The following is a 26,851-nucleotide window of genomic DNA, read 5'->3' on the forward strand; positions in this document are numbered from 1 at the left end:
AGCGGTCTGGACTGAGGGGGCCGGATCTGCGCCGGATCTGCAGCCGCTCCGAGTTTCAGCGGCAAAGTGCAGACAAGACAATGGCGGCATTGTGCCGCCATTGTTCCTGCTTCGCCAGTCCGATTGCATCGGGCCGGCGACTTTCAGGGCAGGAATCGCGCTTGACTCCCGGCTGAAGCTTATTGCCCCAGCTTGTAAAAAGTCTTGTCCAGATTGGCGGAAGCATCCGCCAGTTTTCGGCGCTGTCCCTTCAGCCATTGCTCATCCTGCGCCAGTCGCGCGCGTTCTGCCGTCAGCATGCGCTCGACTTCGGCGCGCTGCGGGCCGCCCAGGCCCTTGCTGGAGTCGATCATGTTCTGCGCCGTCAGCGTCTTGCGGAACTGCGCCTGCGACAGCGGAAATTGGGCATGATCAAAGTCAAAGGCCTTGAGCGCTTCGCCATAAATCTTTTGCACTTCCTCGAAGGGAATGTCGGCCGGCTTCATCTTGTTGATGCGGCCATAGGTCACCAGATCCGAGGCGAAGTGATGGCCCACGCGGAACGGCACGTCGGAGTCGCGCTGCAGCACGTCGGCCAGCTCGGTGGTGGTGGAATAGTCGGCATCGACCTCCTGCAGCGCGCGGTTCTTGTCGATCACCAGATTGCTCATCAGATCGGCCAGCTTGGTGAAGGAATTGGCCGTCAGGTCCAGTGTCTTCTCGACCTGATCGCGCTTGTAGTCGGGCATGCCCGGCGAGACATTGTGCGCCTCCACCTGAAACGTCATGGCGCTGCCCACCACTTCACTGGCCTGCAGGCGCAGCACGTTGATGCCGTAAGGATTGCGCTTCTGCGGCATGATGCTGCTGGTGCCGGTCAGCTTGCCTTCGCGGATCATGATCCAGGGATAGGGCGTGTGGTATTGGGTGTGAATGTCCTGCATCAGCAAGCCGATGGTCAGCGCGGCATTGCTGCAGATACCGACCAGCTCGACGCCGGTATCCAGCGCGCCGAGTTGTGCGGCGTCATAGGAGTTTTCCACCGGGCCGTCGAAGCCCAGCAGCTCGGCCAGACGATTGCGGTCGACATCGAAGCTGGAGGTGCCGAGCGCCGCGGCACCCAGCGGGTTCAGATTCAGCCGTGCATAGGCCTCCTTGAAGCGCGTGGCGTCGCGCCCGAACACGGCGGCGAAGGCCAGCAGATAGTGGGCATAGGTGGTCGGCTGCGCCTGCACGCCGTTGGTGTAGGCCGGCACGATGGTGTCCAGATTGTCGGCCGCCAGATTGAGGAAGACCGCCTTCGACTTGTTCATCTGCTCCATCAGATTCAACACGCGCTCGCGCTGCATCAGGCGGCGCGTGGTCGACAGGATGTCCTGTCGGCTGCGGCCGGAGTGCATGCGCGAACCGTCCGGCCCGGCGATGGCCAGGATCAGCGGCTCATATTGCAGATAGTCGGCAGGACGTTTTGCGCCCGGCTGATCACCGTTCTTGATGACCTGATCGACCGCCGAAACGATCTTCTTGCCCAGCTCCGGCGGCACGATCCTGTTTTCTATGGTCATCACGGTAGAGGCCTTGTTCATTTCGCCGAGGAAATAGAAGTTGTCGTGATCTGCCGGCGAAGCCTTGTCGGCCGCAGTGGCGCTACTGGTGGTCAGCATCCATAACGGTATCAATGCCATTCGGCTGAGACGCCGGATTGAACTGAACGGCTGCAATGTGGATTGCAAGGGACTGGTGGATGTGGATTTCATTGTCTTCCTCCATGGATGGATTTGAGATGATTGAATGCTGTCGGTCTGTGCCGACAGTCAACAGCATGGCAATTGCAAGGAAAAAGCCGGCGCCGCGGGCAGCGCCGGCCTGCGCTGCTTATTGCGGAAACAGTTTGCGCGCGATCGCTTCCGAACCATAGACGCGATTGGCGTCGTGGGTGGCGCCCGGCACTTCGAACTCGGGATGATCCACAGGGATATTCCACTTGGCCGACAGGAAGCGCTCGTAGCGCATGAAGTTCTGTTGACGCTCGACCCGTGTCGCGCCTTGCATGGCTGCGCCGCAGGATCTGTCGAGGAAACGGTGCCTTGGATTGTCGTCGCGCGCACCGACCAGGTAAGTGATGTGGCGCGCCGCATAGCGTTGAAACAGCTGCTGGCCGCTCAGATGCTGATCGGCCAGATAAGCCGGCGGATTGGCTATGCCGTAGCGATAGTCGTTATAGGCCGGACAGGTCGCGCTGGCCTGCGCGATGAAGCTCTCGCCGCTGGGCCGGCTGGCCTCGAAATAGACGTAAGACGAGGGGCTGGAAATGATATAGCGCAGCGTGACGCCGGCTTGCTGCAGGCTGGCATCCAGATCGTTCATCACCGCGTGGCGTTGCATCAGCTGCGCGCCCGCCGAGTGGCCGATCAGCACGATTTCCTTGAGTGCAGGAAAGCGCCGGCGATCGGCCAGGTAATGCACCAGATCGTCCAGCGCCCGGAAGGAGGTAATACCGGCACGGCCCTGATCGGAGGCCTGACCCTGCATCCAGTCATCGCGGCGCCAGAGAGGCATGTCGGCAACCAGATTGGCATCTTGCGGCGTCAGAAAATTGGGGGCCAGCAGCAATGTGGCGGACGGCGGCAGCTGCGCCAGTTGCAGCAGATGCTGGCCGAGGCCGAAGTAATCGATGGCATTGCGTTTGACGCCATGCAGAATCACCACCGCGCGCGTTATGCCGGTCTGCGGTTTCTGCAGATCGGCGATGGCGAAGGTGATAAAGGAATAGGGCGCATCCGCGCCGATGCTGATGACCTGGCGCTGGCCGACGGTGGCCGGCGTAGCAGCGTCAGCCGCGCGCGCATGGAGCATGGGCAGCATCAAGGCGATGAGAGTGAAAATCAGGGCGGCAATGCCGGGTACGAAGGATGCAATATCCCTGCCGCGCACAGGCTGGCGGCGCCGGGTATCGGGACGCGCCGGCAGATAGCAAAAGCCGGATTCGGCCTGAGGCGAGGGCGCGCTGGTTTCGCGCCGCTGGTGTGCTGATACAGCCATGTCCTGAATCCGCCGTTGCCGGCGCCTTGTGGGTGAGTGGGAGCAAATCGCAGCAAATGCGCGGCACGGCGATGGAGAAACAAGGCCGACACATTCAGGATGCGGCAGAAAACGTGCCGGATGCAGCGCGAGCGTCTCCGTCGCATGCGAAAGGCCGTTGCCTGCCGGTTTCGCCACGGTTTTGTTGTGGTGCGTGGCGCGATTATAGAAGTGTGATTTCGCTATGTAAAATATCTGAATTTGGTATTTCTGATACTTAATAAGTATCAGGGATGAAGAGTCTTGCTGTGCTGCCACTGCATTTCGCCGCAGCAAAGCAAAAGGGCCGCCGGAGCGACCCTTTTGCGTACTTGCTTATTTGCTTAGGTACTTGCTTGTGGCCTGTCTTTCACAGGCGCAAATCAGCCCTTTACCAGTTCCAAAGCCTTGTTCAGTGTGGCGCTTGGGCGCATCACTGCCGAGACCTTGACCGGATCGGCCAGGAAATAGCCGCCGATGTCCACTGCATTGCCCTGCACCGACTTGAGTTCGTCCGCGATCTTCTGCTCGTTCTCGGTCAGGTGCTTTGCCAGGGGGGCAAACTTGGCGGCCAGTTCGGCGTCGTCCTTCTGCGCGGCCAGTTCCTGTGCCCAGTACATGGCCAGGTAGAAATGGCTGCCGCGATTGTCCAGCTCGCCGGTCTTGGGCGAAGGCGACTTGTTGTTGTCCAGCAGCTTGCCGGTGGCGTCGTCCAGAGTCTTTGCCAGCACCTTGGCCTTGTTGTTGCCGGTCTTGATGCCCATGTCTTCCAGCGACACGGCCAGTGCCAGGAATTCACCCAGCGAGTCCCAGCGCAGGTGGTTTTCTTCCACCAGTTGCTTGACGTGCTTGGGAGCCGAGCCGCCGGCGCCCGTTTCATACATGCCGCCGCCCGCCATCAGCGGAACGATGGACAGCATCTTGGCGCTGGTGCCCAGTTCCATGATAGGGAACAGGTCGGTCAGATAGTCGCGCAGGATGTTGCCGGTCACCGAGATGGTGTCCAGACCACGGATCACGCGTTCCAGCGTGTAACGCATGGCGCGCACTTGCGACATGATCTGGATGTCCAGACCCTTGGTGTCGTGATCCTTCAGGTAAGTCTCGACCTTCTTGATCAGTTCGGCTTCGTGCGGGCGGTACGGATCCAGCCAGAACACGGCCGGCATGCCGGAGTTGCGGGCGCGGGTCACGGCCAGCTTGACCCAGTCGCGGATCGGCGCGTCCTTGACCTGGCACATGCGCCAGATGTCGCCTTGCTCGACGTTCTGGGTCAGCAGCACTTCGCCGGTGGCCAGATCGACGATGTTGGCAACGCCGTCTTCAGTGATTTCGAAAGTCTTGTCGTGCGAACCGTATTCTTCCGCCTTTTGCGCCATCAGGCCGACGTTGGGCACGGTACCCATGGTGGTCGGATCGAAGTTGCCGTTGGTCTTGCAGAAGTTGATGACTTCCTGATAGATGCGGGCGAAGGTGCTTTCAGGGATCACCGCCTTGGTGTCTTGCGGCTTGCCGTTGGCGTCCCACATCTTGCCGCCGATACGGATCATGGCCGGCATCGATGCATCGACGATCACGTCGTTCGGTGCGTGCAGGTTGGAAATGCCCTTGGCCGAATCGACCATGGCCAGCGCCGGACGGTGTTCGTGACAGGCGTGCAGGTCACGGATGATTTCTTCCTTCTTGGTCGAAGGCAGGGTGTCGATCTTTTCGTACAGATTGACCAGACCGTTGTTGACGTTCACGCCCAGTTCTTCAAACAGCGCGCCGTGCTTGGCGAAGGCTTCCTTGTAGAAAATCTTGACGGCGTGGCCGAACACGATAGGGTGCGACACCTTCATCATGGTCGCCTTGACGTGCAGCGACAGCATGACGCCGGTCTTGCGCGCATCTTCAAACTGGGTTTCGTAGAACTCGCACAGCGCCTTCTTGCTCATGAACATGCTGTCGATGATCTCGCCGGCCTTCAGGGACACCTTGGACTTCAGCACGGTGGTCTTGCCGCTCTTGCCGATCAGTTCCATCTTGACGTCGCGTGCAGCTTCCAGCGTCATGGATTTTTCGCCATGGTAGAAGTCGCCGTGCGTCATGTGCGCCACGTGGGAGCGCGAAGCCATGCTCCATTCGCCCATGCTGTGCGGATGCTTGCGGGCGAAACGCTTGATCGAGGCCGGCGCGCGGCGGTCGGAGTTGCCTTCGCGCAGCACCGGGTTGACCGCGCTGCCGAGCACTTTGGAGTAGCTCTTCAGGATGGCTTTTTCTTCGTCGGTCTTCGGATCTTCCGGCAGGTCGGGGATCTTGTAGCCGCGCGATTGCAGTTCGCGGATCGCGGCTTGCAGCTGCGGCACGGAGGCGCTGATGTTCGGCAGCTTGATGATGTTGGCGCTTGGATCCTGAGTCAGCTGGCCCAGTGCGGCCAGATTGTCCGGCACTTTCTGCTCATCGGTCAGGCTGTCCGGAAATTCGGCCAGAATCCGCGTCGCCACCGAAATGTCGCTCTCGACGACGTCGACACCCGCCTGGGCAGTGAACGTTCTGATGATAGGCAGCAACGAATAAGTCGCCAGAAGCGGTGCCTCATCAGTCAGCGTATAGATGATGGTCGATTTACCAGTAGTCACGATGATGTCCTTGCAGTTGGAGAGTTGATGGTGCTGCTGAATGCATCGTCTGCTTGTGGCTGATGCATTCGGTATGCCTTTACCTTTGCTGCGCGCCGGAACCCCTCGGTCCCTTGGAAAAACTTGTTGTCTCTATGAAAGCAGGCTTGACCTGACGCAGCGTTTTATTCGTCTTTTCCTCTGATGCGGTGGCAAAAAACAGGGCTTAGTTTACTCCTAAGCGAGACGAAATGCTTCAAGTCTTCTATAAGAGTTGGAAGAAAATTTTTACAGCGGACCAAAGCGAGTCCGTCTTCTTGCGGTCAATTTTTTTCGGCTGTAAGGCTAAGAAGCTGTTTTTAAAAGAAAAATACCGGAAATTATCCGGCCAGCTGAAAGCCGCAAGCGTGTGCCGGCTGGCGCTCATGCCGCCGGGAAAGTGAAAAAAATCTGCAGAGAATGTGAAAAAAGGCTGCGCGAGGCAGCCTTTCTTGAGCGAGTGACAAGTTCCGAAGCGCTTCAGATCAGGCCGGCACCGTCCGGCTGGAAGCCTTGTTGCGGTACAACACCAGCGTGGCCAGCAGACCGCAGATGGCCGCCAGGCTCATCCAGATGCCGGGCGCGGCCTTGTCGCCGGTGTAGGCGATCAGGCCGGTGGCGATGGCCGGTGTGAAGCCGCCGAACAGTGCGGTAGCCAGGCTATAGGCCAGTGAGAAGCCGGCAGTGCGGACATCGACCGGCATCACCTCGGTCAGCGCCACCACCATCGCGCCGTTGTAGCTGGCGTAGAGGAAGGACAGCCACAGTTCGACGATCAGCATCTTGCTGAAAGTCGCGTCATGCACCAGCCAGTTCATGGCCGGGTAGGCGCTCAGAATGGTCAGCACGGTGAACACGATCAGCAGCGGACGGCGGCCGACGCGGTCCGACAGCGCCCCCATGATAGGCAGCCAGATGAAGTTGGAGAGACCGACGCAGAAAGTCACGATCAGGCTGTCTTCGGTGGAAAGCTTGAGTACGCTCTTGCCGAAGGTCGGCGTGTAGACCGTGATCAGATAGAACGACACGGTAGTCATCGACACCAGCATCATGCCGGCGATCACCAGCTTCCAGTTTTCGATCATGGAGCGGAAGATTTCGCCGGTGCTCGGACGATGCTTGCGGCGCAGGAATTCTTCGGTTTCCTGCAGCGAACGGCGGATCACGAACAGCACCGGCACGATCATGCAGCCGATGAAGAAAGGAATGCGCCAGCCCCAGTCCGACACGTCGGCCGGCGACAAAGTCACGTTCAGCGCGTAGCCGATGGCAGCGGCGACGATGATCGCCACTTGCTGGCTGGCAGATTGCCAGCTCACATAGAAGCCCTTGTTGCCGGGCGTGGCCATTTCAGACAGGTAGACCGACACGCCGCCCAACTCTACGCCGGCCGAAAAGCCTTGCAACAGACGGCCGATCAGCACCAGCGCGGGCGCCAGCAGACCGATGGTGGCGTAGCCCGGAACGAAGGCGATCAGCACTGTACCCAGCGCCATCAGCGCCAGCGTCACGATCAGGCCCTGGCGACGGCCGACGCGGTCGACGTACGCGCCGAGGATGATCGCGCCCAGCGGGCGCATCAGGAAACCGGCGCCGAAGGTCATGAAGGTCAGCATCAGCGACGCAAATTCATTGCCGCTGGGGAAAAAGGTCTTGGAAATATGCGTGGCGTAGAAGCCGAACAGGAAAAAGTCGAACATTTCCATGAAGTTGCCGCTGGTGACACGCAAGACCGTGGCGAACTTCGAGGGGGATGAGGTTTGAGATGTCATGATTTGTCTCTGAGTTATATCGGGGTGCTCTCCGAATTGTCTCTGTTATGCCCGATGGGATCGGGCCATCTGTTTTTGAGCAAGAGCTCTGGCGCGGGATTTTTTGTGCAACGTCCGTGGGCGGCAGTCTATCGCATGAACGGGCTGCATACCCTTCTGGAAGCTTTCATGATTTATCTTTTTTACTTATTTGCCGTCGCGGCAAGATCCCTGGCGTATTACGGTGCTGTGTCTTGAGAAGCCGATTCATGATGCCCGGGCGTTTTTCGCCGTGATGAAATTCAGCTTTCGATACGGTGAGCTGCGTGTGGTCTGCGAAGACGGCGACAAAGCCGAAGCCCTGCGCTACTACAAAAAGGCGCAGCAGCTGGGCTATCCCGATGCCACCGAAGCATTGAATAAATTGCAATCGGATTAAGCCGCTGTGTCCAGCCACAATGCAATTCATGTCAATAATGTGGACTTGCATGCACAAAGGGTGAAAAGCTGGGGCCTGGCTCGAGTTTAACTTTTAGTTGGGGGCTCGGCGCATTATTTCAGTTCTGCACCGTTTTTTCACTTTTCCCAAGCGCTTGCCGGTCTGCCAATCCAGCTCTCAGCATCGGGGAGGTCGGGGCGATCGCGCCAATCCGGATCGGCGGCGCCAAGTGGTCGGACTTGTGCGGAGACAATGCTGCCTGACGCGGTCGGCAAGGGTGAAATGATGAGCAAGCAAGGCGAAGCAGAAATGAATGCCAGGTCCGATGCCGACAGTGTCCGCATCGCCGCCGTGTTCGAACAGCTCTCGCGTTCATCCTTCCGCAGTCAATTCCATTTGGTCGGCGCCGATCTGCAGTATCTGCGCAAGCAAGGTTTGCCGCAGATGGCGCAGCATGCCGGCGAATTCATCGCGCAGCGGCTGGCGCCGGCGCATCCGGTCAATGACGGCAAGCAGACGCCGTGGCGCGGTCATCCGGTCTTTGTGGCGCAGCATGCGACCGCTACCTGTTGCCGCACATGCCTGGGCAAATGGCATGGCTTGACGCCGGGCGTGCTATTGAGCGCGCAGCAGCAAGCATATGTGGTGGAGGTGATCGTGCATTGGCTGCAACTGGAAAACGAACGCGCGCAGGCTGACCCCGCTATCCCGGATGCGCCCGTGGCGAAGCGCAAAGCAAAGAAAAAAGACCTCCAAAATAAAACCGGCCAGCCCAGGCAAGGAAGCCTGTTCTGACCGGTTGGCGACAAAGACCTGTCGGTCATTGTCATCTTGATATGAAACCGCGGCGGTGATGGATACTTGGGTAAAGCATTCAAGCCCGCGCGGTTTGTCTCCTGCGACTTCTCCTGCTTTAAATTCTGGGTGGCAAGCGTCTTCTTATGGACTCAGGCCGCGGGCTGTTCGCCGTCGAAATCGGCGATCTGGCCGCGAATGCGTATCGCCGTCAAATGGCGGGCGGCCGCTGCATCTTCATTGAACAGCTCGTTTTCCGGTTCCGAGACGCCTACGCTGGCGGCGACCGCCTGTGCTTTCGGAGACTGCAACTGGGTCTTGCTTGCCGGTGCTGATTTGTTAGCCATGATGAACTCCTGTCTGGATTGCGGAAGGTGCTGGAAGGGCGATGCAGAAATCATTGCGTCCAATGCGGACTGGCGGACTGCGGCGTTCGACAAAAGTCTACTGCCTGAGCTTGGTGCGCTGTATAAGCGTTCTCCGCTTCTCTTTGTAGGAATCCATGAAGTAAAACGGGGCGAGACAGGATGCCTTTCGTGGCTGAGCTGTGCAGCAATTTGCGAGCATCGCGTGCGCTGCAATATGAAAATAAGGTGATAAGCGCGCCCGGCAGATGCGAGCCGCGCGCATTCTTACAGGCGTATGGGAGCAAGGCCGATACCAGTGCCCGCCGGGATTCATTAGGATGATGTGAGCTATCGGCATGCATCAGCCGCCCGGCAAGCAAATTGCAAATCGCGAATTCCGGCAGGTGATTTGTTCATGCGGGCAATGGCATGCAGCGCCATCTTTCATGAAGTTCATGAATCTGATGTGCCATCTGTTTCATCATTCCCTACAAGAAAAGGAGCTGCCCGTGAGCAAGGACAAGCAAAGCAATGCCAATACCTACAAGGTCATCGAAGTGGTCGGCAGTTCGCCGACAGGCAGCGATGACGCCATTCGCAACGCGATTGCCGACGTCGCCAAAACCGTCAAGCACGTCGATTGGTTCGAGGTGACCGAATGTCGAGGCCATGTGGAAGACGGCAAGATCGGCCATTTCCAAGTCGGGCTCAAGGTCGGTTTCCGCATCGAGGACTGATCCGCCTGCACCTGCTTTTGAGGCAAGGACCAGGCGGAAATTGTGCGTATATTTCTGCTGCTGAGTTTCGACGGATCAACGCGCGACCACTGTGTCGCGCGTTTTTTATGCAGCTGGAAAGATCGATGCTAAATAATTTTCAATGTTCATGCGTTTTGATTATTTGCATTGCTTTCCCATAGGCCGACTCAATCAATGTGTAAAAAATAAGTTGAAGAGCATCAGGGCGCGAGATCATGATCGGCCGGAAGTGCCGTATCGGTAAGGGTCTTCACAGTCGAGCACGACATGATTTATGGCCGGGCTACCGCATTTCTTGCACAAAAAATATCGCTGCGGTCTCTCAATATCCGCGTCCACAGATGAGCTTGTGCGAGCGCCAAAAATCGCATTGCAGCAACAGTAGGATTCATCCTACGCAACGTTGCGCATCTCGCTGATAGTGGCGCGGCGCGCCGAGTTTTATAACGTCAAACATCGGCGCAAAAAATAATACTTCATCGCAATTCAAAAAGCGGGCGTCAAGGTTTCCGGGCAAGACAGGTTCAAGACTGTCTACAGCGTGGTGCGGAACCGGGTGATCCGAATGCAGTTGCCACTGAGCTCGACATTGGTGGCGAACGGTTCGGCAAGCCAACAAATCCTGTGGTGCCTGTGGTGCCCGTCGTGCTTTTACGAATCCGATCCGTATCTATCTGAGGGGAAATATCTTGCAAGCTCGAGTTCTGTTAGTCAGTTCAGAGGCCGTGCCGCTCGTCAAAACCGGGGGCCTGGCCGACGTCATCACTGCGCTCGCCATTTCGCTGCGCAACGCCGGCGTCGATGCCAGCGTGCTGATTCCGGGGTATCCCGAAGCGATGAAGAATCTGGGTGAAGTGCAGCCTGTTCAATTTGACGCGGTGCTGCCGGGTGGTCCCGGGCGCCTGCTGCGCGGCACGATTCCCGGCACCGACGTGCCGGCGATTCTGCTCGACACCGCACGCTTCCGCCGCCGCGACGCCAATCCTTACGTCGACCAGAGCGGCGTGGAGTTTGACGACAACGCGGTGTGTTTTGCCGACCTGTCGCATGCCGCAGTCGCCATCTGCGCCGGCCAGACCGGGCTGGAAGTGCCGCACGTAGTGCACGCCAATGACTGGCACGCGGCGCTGATTCCCTTGCTGCTCAAGCTGCGCGGCCTGGATCATGTCGGCAGCATGCTGACCATCCACAACCTGGCGTTCCAGGGTAATTACGATATGAGCGTGGCCGAGCAGATCGGTATTCCGCCGCACATGCTGACCGAAGACGGCGTCGAATACTGGGGCAAGATCAGTTTCCTCAAGGCCGGCATCCGCTTCGCCGATTGCGTTTCCACCGTCAGCAAGAATTACGCACAGGAAATCCTGACTTCGCGTTTCGGCTACGGCATGGAAGGCGTGCTCAATTTCCGCAAGGCGGATCTGCGCGCCATCCCGAATGCAATCGACGACGCGCTGTGGAATCCGCGTGCAGATCAATTGATCGCGGCACATTTCGATTCCGACAATATGAAGGGCAAGAATGTCTGCAAGCGCGATCTGCAGACTTTGTTCGGTCTGTTGCCGGCTGACCCGTTCGCGCCGGTGCTGGGTATCGGCAGCCGCATCTCGCATCAGAAGATGGCCGATGTTGTCATCGAAGCACTGCCGGCCATTCTTGAGCGTCATCAGCGCCTGCAGGTCGTGGTCCTGGGTTGCGGCGATCGCCAGTATGAAGAGGGTTTCCTGCAACTGGCCGAACGCTACAGCGGTCGCATGGGCGTTCATATCGGTTACGACGAACGCCGCGCACATGCACTGCACGCCGGTTCCGACATGCTGTTGCACGGAACACGCTTCGAACCCTTCGGGCTGACCCCGATCTACGCCATGCGTTACGGCACGATTCCTATCGGTTCGCGTGTCGGCGGTCTGGTCGACACCATCAACGACGCCGGCCCGGCCGATCAACTGCCGCAAGGCCTTCCGACCGCCGCCACCGGCGTGCTGTTCGACGGCGAAAGCGCGCAAGACATGCAGGATGCCGTGGCGCGCGCCTTCACCATCTATGGCAGCAGCGCTTGCTGGCAGGCCATGCAGCGCAATGCCATGAACATCGATTGCGATTGGAGCGGCCCGACCCGTTCTTATATGGACGCTTACATGCAGGTCGCCGAAAACACAGTGCGCCATCTGTTTGCCGCACGCCAACCGGAGTCTGAGCAGAAAGTGGCCGTCGCAGCGGCGGCCTGACGAAAGTACCGGTCCGGTAGTGTCGCGTGTCAGTCACACGCCGGCCGGTTGTTGAAGTAATCAAGGAGACGATAGTTTTGCCAAGAGATGCCATTGCACGATCAGGGAACATCAGTCCGGTAAGCAGAGAAAGCATCCATGCCATGTTGACAAGAAAATACAACGCCAATGAATACGGCGAATGGCTGCGCAGCAGCAGCTCACGCCACGTGTGCGAATTCGGCGATCAGGGCGACTTCGAGGATTCTGACGATGACGCCGACCACGATGACTGCGATGTATCGCCGTCCGTGCTGCTGGGCTCAGCCGATGTTGCGACTCTGAGCCAGCGCGAAGCTCGCGGTCAGCTCGATTTGTTTGCGCCGGTGCCGGATGGCGCTGCGCTTTCGCATTGAGTCCAGACACTGGATGTTGAACAGGGTGAGCGGCCTCAGGGCCGTCTCCCGGTATTGAACTGCAGGGCATTTTGTCGCGAGCGAAGATTTCAGCTTTATTGACAGCCGCAAGTATCCGGCTGGCAGCTAGTGCCGCCTCAACCCATCAATAAGAACAATACAAAGGAGTTTGCATGTCCGTATTGGAGTATCGGGAGTCGCGGCAACCCCCGACACCGCAACCACACGGCACATCCGCCGGCCATGCTGCTGCGGCAGCCATCGCCGCGGACGATGCCCATCACACCCAACTCTTCAAATCCTTGCTGCAGGGCCAGCTCACTGAAGCTTTCGCCTTGCTCGGCCCGCGTTATGAAAGCCACGAACGCGGCGAGCAGGGCATTGCCGTTTCCGCGGTGGGCTTCGGCCCGGGTTCGGCCTCCCACTCCATTTTCATCCGCAGTTTCCAGCCCGGCGCCGTCGCAGTGGAAGTCATCTGTCGCAGCAGCGGCGCTTCGCTCGGTCAGCTGACGCAATTGCAGACCGCTGCGCACGAAGCCAGCGGCCTGTTTTGCGGACGCGTGGAAGACGTTAGCAAGGGCGACCGCAGCCGCTTTGAGGTGCCTTATCGCTTGCTGATTTCGTGGCCGCAGGCTGACGGCAGCATCAGCGTGCAGGAAACCGAAGATCCTTACGCCTTCGGTCTGCTGCTGGGTGAGCTGGATCTGCATCTGTTGGCCGAAGGCCGGCATCGCGAACTGGCCAGTTGTCTGGGCGCACGCGCCATGACGGTGGACGGCGTACCCGGCACCAGCTTCGCGGTGTGGGCGCCGAATGCGCGCCGCGTCTCGGTGGTAGGGCACTTCAATCAGTGGGACGGGCGGCGCCACATCATGCGGCTACGTCATGCTGCAGGCGTGTGGGAGCTGTTCATTCCGCGGCTGTCGGCCGGCGCCATCTACAAATACGAAATTGTCGGGCCCGACGGCACGCTGTTGCCGCTCAAGGCCGACCCGGTGGCGCGCGCCACCGAACTGCCGCCGGCTACCGCCTCGGTGGTGGCCGATCCTGCCGACTTCCAGTGGCACGACGGCGAGTGGATGGCGCAGCGCCCCTTGCGCCAGGACACCCGGGCGCCGATCTCCATCTACGAAGTCCATCCCGGGTCATGGCGTCGCATCCCCGAGCAGGGCAATCGCAATCTGAGCTGGCATGAGCTGGCCGATACGCTGATTCCGTACGCCTGCGAAATGGGCTTCACCCATCTGGAACTGATGCCGGTGATGGAGCACCCCTTCGGCGGCTCCTGGGGGTATCAGCCGATAGGACTGTTCGCGCCGAGTGCGCGTTTCGGCGAACCGGCCGGTTTTGCCGCCTTCGTGGATCGCTGCCATCAGGCCGGTCTGGGCGTGTTGCTGGACTGGGTGCCGGCGCACTTTCCGAGCGACGCCCATGGCCTGGCGCAGTTCGACGGTACCTCGCTGTACGAACATGCCGATCCGCGCGAAGGCTTTCATCAGGACTGGAATACGCTGATCTTCAATCTCGGCCGCAATGAAGTGCGCGGCTTTCTGATCGCCAGCGCGCTGGAGTGGCTGGAGCGTTTCCACATCGACGGTCTGCGGGTCGATGCGGTGGCCTCCATGCTGTATCGCGACTACAGCCGCAAATCCGGCGAATGGGTACCGAATGTGCACGGCGGACGCGAGAATCTGGAGGCGGTGGCCTTCCTGCGCGAGCTCAATTCGGTCGTCGCCGAGCGCTGCCCGGGCGTGCTGATGATCGCCGAGGAGTCGACGTCCTGGCCCGGCGTCACCGCCGGCGCGGGCGATCAGCAGCAGCATCATGGCCTGGGGTTTACCTACAAGTGGAACATGGGCTGGATGAACGACAGCCTGCGCTACATGGAATACGATCCCTTGTTCCGCCGCTCGCATCATCACGATCTGACCTTCGGCCTGATTTACGCGTTTTCCGAGAGATTCATCCTGCCGATCTCGCACGACGAAGTGGTACATGGCAAGGGCACCATGCTGGAAAAAATGCCCGGTGACGACTGGCGCAAGTTCGCCAATCTGCGTGCTTACTACGGCTTCATGTGGACTCATCCCGGCAAGAAACTGCTGTTCATGGGCAGCGAATTCGGCCAATACAAGGAATTCGATCACGATCAGTCGCCGCAATGGGAGCTGCTGGAGCACGAACATGCCGTGGGGGTGGGGCAAGGCCGTCATCGCCAGTTGCAGACGCTGGTGCGAGACCTCAATCGCGTCTACCGCAGGGAAGGCGCGATGCATCAGAAGGATTGCAGCGCCGACGGCTTTGCCTGGGCGGTCGGCAATGACAGCGTCAACAGCGTGTTTGCTTATTTCCGTTTTGGCGAGCCGGGCGCGGCGCCGCTGCTGGCCATCGTCAACATGACGCCGGTGCCGCGTCACGGATATCGCATCGGTGTGCCGCCGGCAGCCGATGGCACGCCCGGGGTGTGGAAGGAAATTCTCAACAGCGACGCCGCCGTGTATGGCGGCAGCAACATGGGCAATCGCGGTGCAGTGCAGGCGCAGGCGCGTGCCTGGCACGGTCAGCGCGCCTCGCTGGAGCTGACGCTGCCGCCGCTGTCCACGCTGATCCTGCGGCAGGAGGCCTAGGCATGGCGCTGCATCTGCCGGACCGCCTGCTGCCCGGTCTGCCGTACCCGCTCGGCTCCTCGTCCGACGGTCTGGGCGTCAACTTCGCGGTGTTTTCTGCGCACGCCGGCAAAATTGAGCTGTGTCTGTTCGATCCCTCCGGCAGGCGCGAGCTGAAACGGCTGCTCTTGCCGGAATGCACCGATGAGGTATGGCACGGCTATCTGCCGGGGGCGGCCCCGGGTCTGGTGTATGGTTTTCGCGCCTACGGCCCGTATGAGCCGCTCAAGGGGCATCGCTTCAATCCGCACAAGCTGCTGCTCGATCCTTATGCGCGGCGGCTGGTGGGACAGGTGCGCTGGACCGATGCCTTGTACGGCTATCGCCTGCATTCGCCGCGCGCCGATCTCAGTTTCGACCGCCGCGACAGCGCCGCCGCCATGCCCAAGGCGATGGTCAACGAAGACGCTTTCGTGTGGGAGCATGACCGCTCGCCGCAGGTGCCGTGGTCCAAGACCGTGATCTACGAAGCCCATGTGCGCGGCATCTCCATGCTGCGCAAAGACCTCAACGCCAATGAACGCGGCACCTTCGCCGCGCTGGCCGATCCCACCTTCATCGAACATCTGCTCAAACTCGGCGTCACCACGCTGGAGCTGATGCCGGTGCACGCCTTTCTGCAAGACAGCTTCCTGGTCGAGCGCGGCCTGCGCAACTACTGGGGCTACAGCACGCTGTCGTTCTTCGCGCCCGAGCCTTCCTACATGTCCAACGGCGATCTCAACGAACTGCGCATCGCAGTGCGGCGGCTGCACAGCGCCGGCATCGAAGTGATTCTGGACGTGGTCTACAACCACACTTGTTGCGGCAGCGAGCTGGGGCCGACCCTGAGTTTTCGCGGGCTGGACAACGCCAGCTACTACCGGCTTTTGCCGGAGCAGGAGCGCTTCCATATCAACGACACCGGCTGCGGCAACACGCTTAATATGTCGCATCCGCGCGTGCTGCAGATGGTGATGGATTCGCTGCGCTACTGGGCGCAGTCGTTTCACATCGACGGCTTCCGTTTCGATCTCGGGTCGACGCTGGGGCGCGAAGCCGGCGGTTTCGATCCCAATTCCGGCTTCTTCGACGCCTTGCTGCAAGACCCGGTGCTGTCGCGCCTCAAATTGATTTCCGAGCCCTGGGACGTCGGCCCCGGCGGCTATCAGCTGGGCAATCATCCGCCGCGCTTCGCCGAATGGAATGACCGCTATCGCGACGACATGCGCCGTTTCTGGAGCGGCGAAGAAGGCCTGCGCGGCGGCTTCGCGCAGCGCATGATGGGTTCGGCCGAGCTGTTCGAGCATCGCCGCCGCAAGCCCTGGGCCAGCGTGAATTTCATCGCCTCGCACGACGGCTTCACGCTGCGCGATCTGGTCAGTTATTCCTGCAAGCACAACGAAGCCAACGGCGAAGAGGGCAAGGACGGTCATAACGAAAACTTCAGCGCCAACTGGGGCGCAGAGGGCGACAGCGACGATCCCGCGATTCTTGAGGTACGCGCCCGCGTGCAACGCGCCATGCTGACCTCGCTGCTGCTGGCGCAGGGCACGCCGATGCTGCTGGCCGGCGATGAGTTTCACCGTAGCCAGCAGGGCAACAACAATGCCTATTGTCAGGACAACGAGATTTCATGGGTCGACTGGGACGCTGCGCGCAGGCCGGAGGGCGTGGCGCTGACTGAATTCGTGTCGCGCCTGAATGCCATCCGGCGCGATTTTCAGGTCTTGCACGCCAACTACTTTCTGCATGGCGCGAAGGAGATTGTGCCGGGCCTCAATGACGTCAGCTGGTTCGACGAGGCGGCGCGCCCGGTGTCCGACGCCGACTGGCGTAATCCGGTGGCGCGCGCGATTACCTTGCAGCTGGCCTGCAAGCGGCAGGAAAGCAGCAAGCTGCTGGCGGTGCGCATGGCTGAAGCGGCCGGCGCTTCCGGCCTCAGCGAAGACGATCCGACCGACATCGTGCTGCTGTTCGTGAATGCCGGGCATGAAGCGATCGATTTTCGTTTTCCGCGTGGCGGCGAGGCTGGCGCTGATGGGACTGAAGCCGGGGCAGAGGCCGCTGCGGCCAACACCGCCGCATCGTCGAAGGCGACTGCGCCGGAAGACTATTTCCTGCTGCTGGACAGTGCGCTCGAGCGCGGCCTGCCGGATTCGGGGGCCGCGCCGCATGCCGCTGCCCTTAGCGCGGTGGTGACGGTGGCGGCTCACAGCGTGCAGGTGTTTGCCAACCGTCCCTTGCAATTACCGTCTGCGATCTATCCGGTCGCGGCCAATGAATGGATGACCCGAAACGAATGGGGAGATCGCGCATGAGTGCACACTTTTCTTATCTGCTGCCGTTTGGCGCACAAATGACCGCCCCTGATCAGACCTTGTTCCGGCTCTGGGCGCCCGGAGCCAAGATCGCCGACGTCGAGATCGAAGGTCGCGGACGCGTGCCGATGGCGCCCGAAGCCGAGGACGAAGGCTGGTTCTCGCTGGAGATTCAATGCCCGGCCGGCAGCCAGTATCGTTATGTGCTGATGTCGCAGATCGATGGCGAAATCACGGTGCCCGATCCGGCTTCGCGCGCGCAGGCCGGCGACGTGCATGACGCCAGCATCGTGGTCGATCCGCGCGCCTACGAATGGCAATACCCGCACTGGGCCGGTCGTCCCTGGCATGAGACCGTGCTGTACGAACTGCATCCCGGCGCCATGGGCGGATTCGCCGGGATCCAGCAACGTCTGCCGGAACTGGCCGAGCTGGGTATCACCGCCGTCGAACTGATGCCGGTGTCGGAGTTTCCCGGTTCGCACAACTGGGGCTATGACGGCGTGCTGCCGTTCGCGCCCGATGCCAGCTACGGCACGCCGGAACAACTGAAGGCGCTGATCGATACCGCACACGGCCTCGGCATGATGGTATTCCTCGACGTGGTCTACAACCACTTCGGTCCCGACGGCAATTATCTGGGCAGCTATGCGCCGCCGTTTTTCCGCAACGACACGGCCAATCTGTGGGGCGAGACCATCGATTTTCACCGGCCCGAAGTGGCCGACTTCTTTACCCAGAATGCCTTGTACTGGCTGCAGGAATACCGTTTCGACGGCCTGCGTCTGGATGCCGCGCAAGCCATCTGCGATCAGCAATGGCTGGAGCGTCTGGGCCAGATCGTGCGCCGGGACATCGGCGGCCAGCGCCATGTGCATCTGGTGCTGGAGCATGACGGCAACGCTGCACATCTGCTCGGCTTTGCCGGCGGCAAGCTTGCTGAGGGCGAGGGCGCCGATACCCCTATGTACGATGCGCAATGGAACGACGACGGCCACCATGTCTTGCATGTGCTGCTGACCGGCGAGGACGGCGGTTACTACAGCGACTATGCCGATCAGCCGGCCGAGAAACTGGCGCGTTGTCTGCGCGACGGTTTCATCTATCAGGGCGATCCTTCGCCTTACCGCGAGGGCGAGCCGCGCGGCGAACCCAGCGGCAGTTTGCCGCCCACCGCTTTCGTGCTGTTCTTGCAGAATCACGATCAGATCGGCAATCGCGCCTTTGGCGAGCGCCTGACCACGCTGGCGCATCCTTCGGCGCTGCATGCGGCGCAGGCCTTGCTGTTGCTGTCGCCGCAGATTCCCATGCTGTTCATGGGCGAAGAGTTCGGCGCCGCGCAGCCTTTCTATTACTTCACCAGCCACAGCGATGAAAAACTGGCGCAGGCGGTGCGCGACGGACGGCGCCGCGAGTTTGCCAAGTTTCCTGCGTTCGCGGACGAGTCGCTGCTCAAGGATCTGCCCGATCCCAACAGTTTCGCCACCTTCATTGCCTCGATTCCGGAACCGGGGCCGGCGCCGGAGTCGGCGTCCTATCTCAGCCGCGTGGCCCATCTGCTGCGCATCCGCAGCCTGCACATCATGCCGCATCTGCGCGGCGCCCAGGCGCTGGAAGCCAGCGCCATCGGCCCCAAGGCGGTGAACGCGCGCTGGCGTCTGAACAATGGCAAGGTGCTCAACATCACCGTCAATCTGGGCGCAGAAACCCTGAGCGAATCGCTGGGCGCCTTGTCGCAACCGGCCGGCGCCGATCTGCTGTTCGATACCGGCGGCACGCTGGAAGCATTGGCGCAGGGCCAACTGCCGCCGCATTCGCTGCTGGCGCTGCTGGAAGAACGCACAGTCGCAAGCAGTTCCGGAGCGCGGGGATGAACAAGCACGCCATCGATAGCCGTAGTCTTCACTGTCTGGCGCAGGCCGCCGGCATTGCCGTGCGCTGGGTGGATGCCTACGATCAGCCGCAAGTGGTCAGCGATGTTTCCTTGCGCGCCATTCTGAGCGCGCTGCAATTGCCCTGCGCCAGCGAAGACGATTGCCAGGCCAGCCTGGCTGCGCTGCAGCGCGAACAGGCGACCGGCTATCTGCCGCCGCTGTTGACGGCGGTGGCCGGACGGCCGCTGCAATTGCCGCAGCATTCCGCCTTGCACGGGCAATCCTGTCGTCTGATTCTGGAAGGCGGTGCGATATTTGAGCTGGTGATTTCGGGCGACGTCTCCAAACCGCCGACCCTGCCGGCCATCCTGCAACCCGGTTACCACCAGTTGCTGGTGGCCGGCCACGAAGTCACGCTGGCGGTAGCGCCGCCACGCTGCTACGGCATCGCCGATGCGCTCAGCGGGCGTAACGCCAGTGCTTCGCTGCAGTACAACGACAGCCATCCCGAGCCGCATCCCGATGCGCGCGGCTGGGCGCTGGCGGCGCAGTTGTACAGCCTGCGCAGCGGCAGCACATCGGACAGCGGCGACGGCGGCATCGGCCATTTCGGCGCGCTCGGCGCGCTGGCGCAGCAGGCGGCGCAGCATGGGGCAGCGGCGCTGGCGATGTCGCCGGCGCATGCCATGTTCAGTGCCGAGCCGCAGCGTTGCAGTCCGTATTCGCCGTCCAGCCGGCTGTTCTTCAATGTCTTGCACATCGATCCGGCGGCAGTGCTGGGCGAGGCGGCGCTGCATCAGGTGCTGAGCGAAGGCGGGCCGGAGATGATTGCGCGCCATCTGCAATTGCAGCAGGAGCCTCTGATCGAATGGCGTCAGGCCGGGCTGCACCGTTTGCAGCTCTTGCGGCGCCTGTTCGCCATGTTCAAGGTGGACGGCATGTCCCATCCAGACTATGCCGCCTTCAAACTGGAAGGCGGCAAGGCGCTGGCCAGTCATGCGCTGTACGAGGCCTACAGCAATATGCTGGCGCATCAGCGCACGCGTGCCGCCGACATCGATTGCTGCAACTGGCGCACCTGGGGCGAGTGGGCCAATAGCCCGGATACGCCGCAGATGCAGGAGTTCGCGCGGCAGCAAGCCGGTGAAATCGAATTCCATCTGTTCCTGCAATGGCAGGCGGCGAGCGGGCTGGCCGCCGCGCAGAAGCAGGCGCGCGACGCCGGCATGGCGATCGGGCTGATCGGCGATCTGGCGGTCGGCGCCGATAACGGCGGCAGCCAGGCCTGGAGCCATCAGGAAGAAATCGTCAGCGGTCTGTCGGTCGGCGCGCCGCCGGATCGCCTCAGTGCGCGCGGACAAAACTGGGCGCTGGGCGCCTTCTCGCCGCTGGCCATGCGCCGGCAGGGCTTCAGCGCCTATATCGCAATGCTGCGCGCCTGCCTGCGCCACGCCGGCGGCTTGCGCATCGATCATGTGCTGGGGCTGAATCGGCTGTGGCTGATTCCCGAAGGCGAAGACGCCAACGAGGGCGCCTATGTGCAATATCCGCTGCAGGACTTGCTGCGTCTGATTGCGCTGGAATCGTGGCGCCATCGCGCCATCGTGATCGGCGAGGATCTGGGCACGGTGCCGCCAGGTTTCGACCGTGTGCTCGCCGATGCCGGCTTGCCGGGCATGCGCGTGCTGTGGTTTCAGCGCGGCGAGCAGGGCTTCCTGGCGCCGGCCGCATGGCCGGACAGCGCGATTGCCGCGACCACCACGCACGATTTGCCGACCGTGGCCGGCTGGTGGAACGGCGTCGATCTGGCCTGGCGCGCGCGCCTCGATCTGCTGGATCAGGACATGAGCGAAGAGCAGGCCATGGAGCTGCGCGAGACGGAGCGCATTGCTCTGTGGGCGCAGATGCGCGAAGCCGGCTGTGCGACCGGCGAGGGCGCGGGCGTAACGGACAATACCGCGCATTGGTCGGAGGCGGAGGAAGAAGAACACAGCTCGCAAGACACGCAGGCGGCAATCGATGCCGCCATCGCCTTCGTGGCGCAGACGCCGGCGCCGCTGGCGCTGGTGCCGCTGGAAGACGTACTCGGTCTGCCGCAACAACCCAATCTGCCGGGCCGCACCGATCCGCATCCCAACTGGCGCCGGCGCATGCCTGCCGACGTCGGCGACTTGTTCGATCAGCCCGGCGCCACACCACGGCTGGCGCGCCTGGCGTCTCTGCGCGGGCAGCGGCGTAGACCGTTGACCGCCGGTGCCGCCGAAGGCGGTCTCAATGCGCTGCAGGAATACCAATTCAAGGAGCATTCATGAGCATCACTTCCGCTCCGCAACGCGACAGTCTGCCGCGCGCTACCGCGCGCCTGCAGCTGCATCGCGATTTCACGCTGACGCAAGCCTGCGAACTGGTGGATTACTATGCCACGCTGGGCATCAGCCATCTCTATCTGTCGCCGATTCTCACGGCCCGGCCAGGCTCCACGCATGGCTACGATGTGGTCGACGCCACTGGCATCAATCCTGAGCTGGGCGGCGAGAAGCCGCTGCGCAAGCTATGCGCCTTGCTGCATGAACGCGGCATGGGGCTGATCGTGGATATCGTGCCCAATCACATGGCGACCGGGCACCATAATCTGTGGTGGCAGGACGTGCTGCGCTGGGGCCGGGGCAGCCGCTATGCCGAGTGGTTCGATATCAACTGGGAAGCGGCCGATCCGGCGCTCAGAGGCAAGGTCTTGCTGCCGTTTCTGGGACAGCCGTATGCGCAAGCCTTGCAGGCCGGGGACATCAATCTGTGTTTCGACGAGCAGCATGGCCAGTTCTATTTTGCGCATTACGAGCATCGCTTCCCGCTGCGGCCGCAGGATTACGCCGAGCTGCTGATCACCGCCGGCAGCGAGCGTCTGCAGCCGGCCATCGACATCTTCTCGGCGTCGGACCTGGCCGGCGCCAATGCCGAGCAGCAGGCCGCAAGCGGCTGGCAATTGCTGCGCGAACTGGCGCAGGATGAGGAAGGCATGGCCGATATCGATGCCGCGCTCGGCGCGTTTTCGGCCAATCAGCCGCATGGCGCCGAAGTCTTGCATGCCTTGCTGGAGCGGCAGCACTATCGCCTCAGCTGCTGGCGCAATGCCGCGGATGAAATCAACTGGCGGCGTTTTTTCGAGGTCAGCGAGCTGGTCGGCATGCGGGTCGAGAACGAAGAGGTCTTCGAAGCCCTGCATGCCGAGATATTCCGACTTTACGCGGATGGCCTGATCGACGGCTTGCGCATCGATCACATCGACGGCCTGGCCGACCCCGGCGCTTATGCGCGCCGCTTGCGTCAGCGACTCAAAGGCCTGCGCGCGGATCACGAACCCTATCTGATTGCTGAAAAGATTCTCGGGCGCGGCGAAAGCATGCCGGCCGAATGGCAACTGGACGGCACCACCGGCTATGAATTCATGGATCAGGTCGCAGCGCTGCTGCACGACCCCGAGGGCAAGCCGGTGCTGGACGAAGCCTGGCGCAGCGTGTGCGGACACGGCGCGGCGGCAACGCTGTCTCAAGAATTGAACCGCGGCGGCGAGAGGGCAAATGCTCAGCCGGCTGCAGCGCATTTTTCCGATCCAGCGGCGGTGGGCAGCAGCGTCTACATTGCCGATGGCTGCGATCTGTCGGACTTCGAACAGATCGTGCGCAGCGCGCGGCGCGATTTGCTGGCGCGCAATTTCGCCGCCGAATTCAATACTCTGGTAATGACGCTGCATCAGCTGGCGCGCGCCACTCTGGCCACGCGCGACATGTCGCTGATGTCGATCCGCCGCGCGCTGGCCGAATTGCTGGTGCATTTTCCGGTGTATCGCACCTACGGGACGGCGGAGGGCATGCCGGCCGCCGAGCGCGAGACACTGGCTTGTGCCGGCATCGCCGCCAGCGCCACCTTGCACGCGGCCGATCATGCCAGCTTGCATGTGCTGGAGGGCTGGCTGGGCGCCGACATGTTGTCCGGGCATAGCGATGAGCTGCGGCGCGGACTGCAATTGCAAGCGATCACGCGCTTCCAGCAATTGACGCCGCCGCTGACCGCCAAGTCGGTCGAAGATACTGCCTTTTATCGCTACGGCCGGCTGCTGTCGCGCAATGAAGTCGGATCCGATCCGGCTCAACTGAGCATCAGCGTGCAGCAGTTTCATCAACTGGCGCAGCAGCGCCTGCATGAGATTCCGCACACGCTGCTGACCACCGCCACCCACGATCACAAGCGCGGCGAGGATGCGCGCATGCGGCTGGCGGCGCTGAGTGAAATTCCCGAGGAATGGCGCACCATGCTGCAACATTGGCGGCAACTCAATGCCGGGGTGGTGCAGGCGACTGCCGGCGAGCACGGCGCCATCGACGGCGCTGATGAATGCATGCTGTATCAAAGCCTGATCGGCGCCTGGCCGGAAGGCATGAAGGCCGACAATGAAAACCTGATGCCGCTGCAGCAACTCGCGCAGCGCATGGTGCAGTGGCAGCGCAAGGCCTTGCGCGAGGCCAAGCGCCGCAGCGACTGGGTCGCGCCGCAATTGCCTTACGAGCAGGCCTGCGAACGCTTTACCGAAGCCTTGCTGTGCGACCCCGGCGTCGATGCGCATCATCATCCTTTTTTGCTGGAGCTGCAGAAATTCGTGGAGCGGCTGGCGCCCCTGGGCGCCATCAACAGCCTGACGCAGTGCATGCTGCGCATGTGCACGCCGGGCGTGCCCGATCTGTATCAGGGCGGCGAGCTGTGGGATTTCAGTCTGGTCGACCCTGACAACCGGCGTGCGGTCGATTTCGCGCTGCGCGCCCGCAGTCTCGACAATGCATCGCAACGTCCGGTGTCTCTGCGCGACTGGCAACCCGGCGCCAGCAAGCTGCAATTGATACGCGCCGTGCTGGCCTACCGGCGCGGGCATGCAGACCTGTTTGCACGCGGCGAGTACCTGCCGCTGCAAGTCCAGGGGCAACGCGCCGCCCATGTGATCGCCTTTGCACGGTTGCATGAAGGGCAGGCGGTCCTGGTGATCTGCACCCGGCTCTCGGGCCGACTACTGGCGCTGGATGCCTCGGGCACCGATTGTTTGCCGCTGGTGTCTTCTGAGACCTGGGGCGACACCTGCATCGTGCTGCCGCCCGAACTCAGGACTCTGCGTGGCCAGGGCGATGACTTGAAATGGCGCAGCGTACTGACCAGCGGCAACGGCAGTCTCGGGCAACTTGATCTCGCAGGTGAAGAGCAGCACTGCCATATCCGCATCGGCGAAATTCTCGGCAGCCTGCCGGTGGAGTTGCTGGAATTGCATTGAGGCGCATCGCCGCGCCTGTCGGCGGTTGCTGAAAAAATCGTATCTGTTGTCACTTATGCATGTTTATGCTGCACTGCATTCAAAATGTCCTACAAGAAAATGCGGAGCAGTCCTATCCCCGTTCCGGCGCGTGCCCGCTAGCATGAGCCGGTCGAGTTGCGCCTTCAGCCTGCACGTTTGCGTGCCCGAGCTGCAGACGCCGCCGACAACCCGCTAAAAACATCAGATCCTTCCGGACGAACACGGCGCATTCGCAAGATGCGCGGCCAGGTCCAGGAAGGCGCAATTTATCTGCCGGTTCTCTACGCTCAGCCATTCAGCCCGATTGTATGGACGGTGCTGCGGACCGCTAAAGATCTTAAGGATGAAGGAGTAGATCCCCCATGACCACCTTGCCCGCCCGCGACCTCAAACTGTACCGCTTCGAATCGCCGAAAAGTGCGCATGTGCATGAGCTGCCATTGGCTCACAAAGGAGCCTGGAAGGCACTGGAACGGCACTTTCGCGATCAGGGCCGCCGTTTCGATCTGCATCAGCTGTTTGCCGGCCATGGCCAGCGCGGCGAGATTTTCACCGCAGAAGGTGCAGGCGTGTATCTGGACTATTCCAAGAATCTGGTGAATGCCGAAACGATGATCCTGCTGGTGCAACTGGCGCGCGAATGCGCCTTGCCGCAGCGCATCGAAGCCATGTTCAGCGGCGAAAAGATCAATAACACCGAGCATCGCTCGGTATTGCATACGGCCCTGCGCATGCCGCCCAACAGTCGTCTCGAAGTGGACGGTGAAGACCTCATGCCGCAGGTGCAGGAAGTGCGTCGCCACATGGGCGAGTTCGCCGAACAGGTGCGTACCGGCGCCTGGCTGGGTCACACCGGCAAGCCGATTCGCCATGTCGTGAATATCGGCATCGGCGGCTCCGATCTGGGGCCGATGATGGCCTATGAAGCGCTGCGCCATTACAGCCAGCGCGAGATTCATTTCCATTTTCTGTCGGATGTGGACGGCGCCGCCTTCGCCGAAACCGTGCGTGAACTGCCGGCCGACGAGACCCTGTTCATCGTTTGTTCCAAGACTTTCACCACGCTGGAAACCATCACCAATGCCTGCACCGCGCGCGATTGGCTAATCGCGCAGCTGGGCGAGGAAGGCGCGGTGGCGCGCCATTTTGCAGCCGTCACCACCAATATCGAACAGGCGCAGAAATTCGGTATCGACCCGGCCAATATGTTCGGCTTCTGGGACTGGGTCGGAGGCCGTTACTCGATGACCAGCGCCATCGGCCTGTCGACCATGATTGCCATCGGCGCAGCGCAGTTTGAAGAAATGCTGTCCGGCTTTCACGCCATGGACGAGCATTTCCGCAAGACACCGCTGGAGAACAATCTGCCGGCGCTGCTTGGTCTCTTGACCGTCTGGTACACCAATTTCTTCGGCGCCCGCACGCAGGCGGTGCTGCCTTACAGCCAGTATCTGAAACGCATGCCGTCCTATCTGCAGCAACTGACCATGGAGAGCAACGGCAAGCACACCACGGTTGATGGCGATACGGTCGCTTACCAGACGTCGCCGGTGTACTGGGGCGACAACGGCATCAACGGCCAGCATTCCTTTTACCAGTTGCTGCATCAGGGCACGCAGATCGTGCCTTGCGATTTCATCGGTTTCTGCAAACCGCTGGAGCAGATCGGCAACCAGCACGATCTCTTGATGGCCAATCTGTTTGCGCAATCGGAGGCCCTCGCTTTCGGCAAGAGCGCAGCGGAAGTGCGTCTGGAAAATACGCCGGAAGAACTGGTGCCGCACCGGGTGTTTGAAGGCAATCGTCCCAGCAACACGATTTTGATCGACCGCCTGACGCCGCATAGCCTGGGCGCGCTGGTGGCGCTGTACGAGCACAGTGTGTTCACGCAGGGCGTGATCTGGAACGTGGATTCCTTCGATCAATGGGGCGTGGAACTGGGCAAGGCGCTGGCCAAGCAGACGGCCAGCCAGCTGGCCGACAGTAGCTTGCCGCTGCGTCACGACAGTTCCACCAATGCTCTGATCCGCCGTTATCGCGGTTGCCGTTCTGAGGATGGTAGCGGCGGTGGGATGGCTGCAGCATCCTGAATGGCTCCTGAGTCGGGTTTAATCTGGGCTCTCGGGCCGGACTGAAGAATCTGCTGTTCCGATAAGCGTGCCGCCTTAGTGATGGGGCGGCACGCTTTGCGTTTGAAGGGCGATGATTGGTCGCTGGATTGACGAATCCTGATTGACACACAACCCATAATGTTTGCAAGTGAGGATCAAAAAATCGCTGAT

Annotated in this window: 17 protein-coding genes; 12 read left to right on the forward strand and 5 right to left on the reverse strand. The window is 61.2% G+C overall.

The genetic code is table 11. The features are described from left to right. Window positions 1–179 precede the first annotated feature (179 nt). The 3 genes from PQR62_RS17610 to PQR62_RS17620 form a co-directional block, all read right to left on the reverse strand. Window positions 180–1,736 carry an argininosuccinate lyase gene (locus PQR62_RS17610; RefSeq protein WP_408159288.1) on the reverse strand — a complete coding sequence of 519 codons (1,557 nt, stop codon included), beginning with the start codon at window positions 1,734–1,736 and terminating at the stop codon, window positions 180–182. 118 nt (window positions 1,737–1,854) lie between these two features. Further along, window positions 1,855–3,021, reverse strand: coding sequence for a hypothetical protein (locus PQR62_RS17615; RefSeq protein WP_408159289.1), 1,167 nt, complete (start codon window positions 3,019–3,021; stop codon window positions 1,855–1,857). 401 nt (window positions 3,022–3,422) lie between these two features. Continuing rightward, window positions 3,423–5,660 carry an NADP-dependent isocitrate dehydrogenase gene (locus tag PQR62_RS17620; protein WP_408159290.1) on the reverse strand — a complete coding sequence of 746 codons (2,238 nt, stop codon included), beginning with the start codon at window positions 5,658–5,660 and terminating at the stop codon, window positions 3,423–3,425. A gap of 230 nt (window positions 5,661–5,890) precedes the next feature. Here PQR62_RS17620 and PQR62_RS17625 point away from each other — a divergent pair, with 230 nt between their 5' ends. After that, a complete protein-coding gene (locus tag PQR62_RS17625) occupies window positions 5,891–6,082 on the forward strand; it encodes a hypothetical protein (protein WP_408159291.1) in 192 nt (63 codons plus the stop codon). 81 nt (window positions 6,083–6,163) lie between these two features. On the opposite strand, the gene PQR62_RS17630 is transcribed toward PQR62_RS17625, so the two are convergent. Then, window positions 6,164–7,450: an MFS transporter gene (locus PQR62_RS17630; protein ID WP_408159292.1), complete on the reverse strand. Its 1,287-nt coding sequence runs from the start codon at window positions 7,448–7,450 to the stop codon at window positions 6,164–6,166. Window positions 7,451–7,724: 274 nt separating this feature from the next. Here PQR62_RS17630 and PQR62_RS17635 point away from each other — a divergent pair, with 274 nt between their 5' ends. Both PQR62_RS17635 and PQR62_RS17640 read left to right on the forward strand, forming a co-directional pair. Continuing rightward, complete coding sequence (locus tag PQR62_RS17635; protein ID WP_408159293.1) at window positions 7,725–7,868, forward strand: hypothetical protein; 144 nt, start codon at window positions 7,725–7,727, stop codon at window positions 7,866–7,868. Between the two features lie 252 nt (window positions 7,869–8,120). After that, the gene (locus PQR62_RS17640) at window positions 8,121–8,663 is read left to right on the forward strand and encodes a DUF4186 domain-containing protein (RefSeq protein WP_408159294.1); all 543 of its coding nucleotides are present in this window, start codon (window positions 8,121–8,123) and stop codon (window positions 8,661–8,663) included. A 152-nt stretch (window positions 8,664–8,815) separates the two neighbouring features. Here PQR62_RS17640 and PQR62_RS17645 read toward each other — a convergent pair whose 3' ends face one another. Further along, window positions 8,816–9,010, reverse strand: a complete 195-nt coding sequence (locus PQR62_RS17645) for a hypothetical protein (protein WP_408159295.1) — start codon at window positions 9,008–9,010, stop codon at window positions 8,816–8,818. Between the two features lie 509 nt (window positions 9,011–9,519). Between PQR62_RS17645 and PQR62_RS17650 the strand changes: the two genes are divergently transcribed. The 9 genes from PQR62_RS17650 to pgi all read left to right on the forward strand — a co-directional run bounded on the left by PQR62_RS17650 (window position 9,520) and on the right by pgi (window position 26,659). Continuing rightward, complete coding sequence (locus tag PQR62_RS17650) at window positions 9,520–9,747, forward strand: dodecin (protein WP_408159296.1); 228 nt, start codon at window positions 9,520–9,522, stop codon at window positions 9,745–9,747. Window positions 9,748–10,457: 710 nt separating this feature from the next. Beyond that, window positions 10,458–11,999: a glycogen synthase GlgA gene (gene glgA, locus PQR62_RS17655; RefSeq protein ID WP_408159297.1), complete on the forward strand. Its 1,542-nt coding sequence runs from the start codon at window positions 10,458–10,460 to the stop codon at window positions 11,997–11,999. A gap of 143 nt (window positions 12,000–12,142) precedes the next feature. Beyond that, window positions 12,143–12,394, forward strand: coding sequence for a hypothetical protein (locus PQR62_RS17660; RefSeq protein WP_408159298.1), 252 nt, complete (start codon window positions 12,143–12,145; stop codon window positions 12,392–12,394). A gap of 173 nt (window positions 12,395–12,567) precedes the next feature. Further along, a complete protein-coding gene (gene glgB / locus PQR62_RS17665) occupies window positions 12,568–15,021 on the forward strand; it encodes a 1,4-alpha-glucan branching protein GlgB (RefSeq protein ID WP_408159299.1) in 2,454 nt (817 codons plus the stop codon). Between the two features lie 2 nt (window positions 15,022–15,023). Further along, window positions 15,024–17,360 carry a glycogen debranching protein GlgX gene (gene glgX, locus PQR62_RS17670; protein ID WP_408159300.1) on the forward strand — a complete coding sequence of 779 codons (2,337 nt, stop codon included), beginning with the start codon at window positions 15,024–15,026 and terminating at the stop codon, window positions 17,358–17,360. Beyond that, on the forward strand, window positions 17,357–19,234 hold the full coding sequence (gene treZ / locus PQR62_RS17675) for a malto-oligosyltrehalose trehalohydrolase (protein WP_408159301.1): 1,878 nt from the start codon (window positions 17,357–17,359) through the stop codon (window positions 19,232–19,234). Before glgX ends, treZ begins: the two co-directional genes overlap by 4 nt. Continuing rightward, entirely contained in the window at window positions 19,231–21,546 is a 2,316-nt protein-coding gene (malQ, locus tag PQR62_RS17680) for a 4-alpha-glucanotransferase (RefSeq protein ID WP_408159302.1), read from the forward strand. Before treZ ends, malQ begins: the two co-directional genes overlap by 4 nt. Beyond that, the gene (locus tag PQR62_RS17685) at window positions 21,543–24,548 is read left to right on the forward strand and encodes a malto-oligosyltrehalose synthase (protein ID WP_408159303.1); all 3,006 of its coding nucleotides are present in this window, start codon (window positions 21,543–21,545) and stop codon (window positions 24,546–24,548) included. The genes malQ and PQR62_RS17685 overlap by 4 nt, the downstream gene beginning before the upstream one ends. A gap of 383 nt (window positions 24,549–24,931) precedes the next feature. Beyond that, window positions 24,932–26,659: a glucose-6-phosphate isomerase gene (pgi, locus tag PQR62_RS17690; RefSeq protein ID WP_408159304.1), complete on the forward strand. Its 1,728-nt coding sequence runs from the start codon at window positions 24,932–24,934 to the stop codon at window positions 26,657–26,659. The last annotated feature ends 192 nt before the right edge of the window (window positions 26,660–26,851 follow it).

Source organism: Herbaspirillum lusitanum, from assembly GCF_046025995.1.
Lineage (GTDB): Bacteria > Pseudomonadota > Gammaproteobacteria > Burkholderiales > Burkholderiaceae_D > Herbaspirillum > Herbaspirillum lusitanum_A.

Coding starts and splice junctions, on each gene's coding strand:
- PQR62_RS17610 (WP_408159288.1), bottom strand. CDS start 1,736: ATGAAATCCACATCCACCAGTCCCTTGCAATCCACATTGCAGCCGTTC.
- PQR62_RS17615 (WP_408159289.1), bottom strand. CDS start 3,021: ATGGCTGTATCAGCACACCAGCGGCGCGAAACCAGCGCGCCCTCGCCT.
- PQR62_RS17625 (WP_408159291.1), top strand. CDS start 5,891: ATGCTTCAAGTCTTCTATAAGAGTTGGAAGAAAATTTTTACAGCGGAC.
- PQR62_RS17630 (WP_408159292.1), bottom strand. CDS start 7,450: ATGACATCTCAAACCTCATCCCCCTCGAAGTTCGCCACGGTCTTGCGT.
- PQR62_RS17635 (WP_408159293.1), top strand. CDS start 7,725: ATGAAATTCAGCTTTCGATACGGTGAGCTGCGTGTGGTCTGCGAAGAC.
- PQR62_RS17640 (WP_408159294.1), top strand. CDS start 8,121: ATGCTGCCTGACGCGGTCGGCAAGGGTGAAATGATGAGCAAGCAAGGC.
- PQR62_RS17645 (WP_408159295.1), bottom strand. CDS start 9,010: ATGGCTAACAAATCAGCACCGGCAAGCAAGACCCAGTTGCAGTCTCCG.
- PQR62_RS17660 (WP_408159298.1), top strand. CDS start 12,143: ATGTTGACAAGAAAATACAACGCCAATGAATACGGCGAATGGCTGCGC.
- glgB (WP_408159299.1), top strand. CDS start 12,568: ATGTCCGTATTGGAGTATCGGGAGTCGCGGCAACCCCCGACACCGCAA.
- glgX (WP_408159300.1), top strand. CDS start 15,024: ATGGCGCTGCATCTGCCGGACCGCCTGCTGCCCGGTCTGCCGTACCCG.
- treZ (WP_408159301.1), top strand. CDS start 17,357: ATGAGTGCACACTTTTCTTATCTGCTGCCGTTTGGCGCACAAATGACC.
- malQ (WP_408159302.1), top strand. CDS start 19,231: ATGAACAAGCACGCCATCGATAGCCGTAGTCTTCACTGTCTGGCGCAG.
- PQR62_RS17685 (WP_408159303.1), top strand. CDS start 21,543: ATGAGCATCACTTCCGCTCCGCAACGCGACAGTCTGCCGCGCGCTACC.
- pgi (WP_408159304.1), top strand. CDS start 24,932: ATGACCACCTTGCCCGCCCGCGACCTCAAACTGTACCGCTTCGAATCG.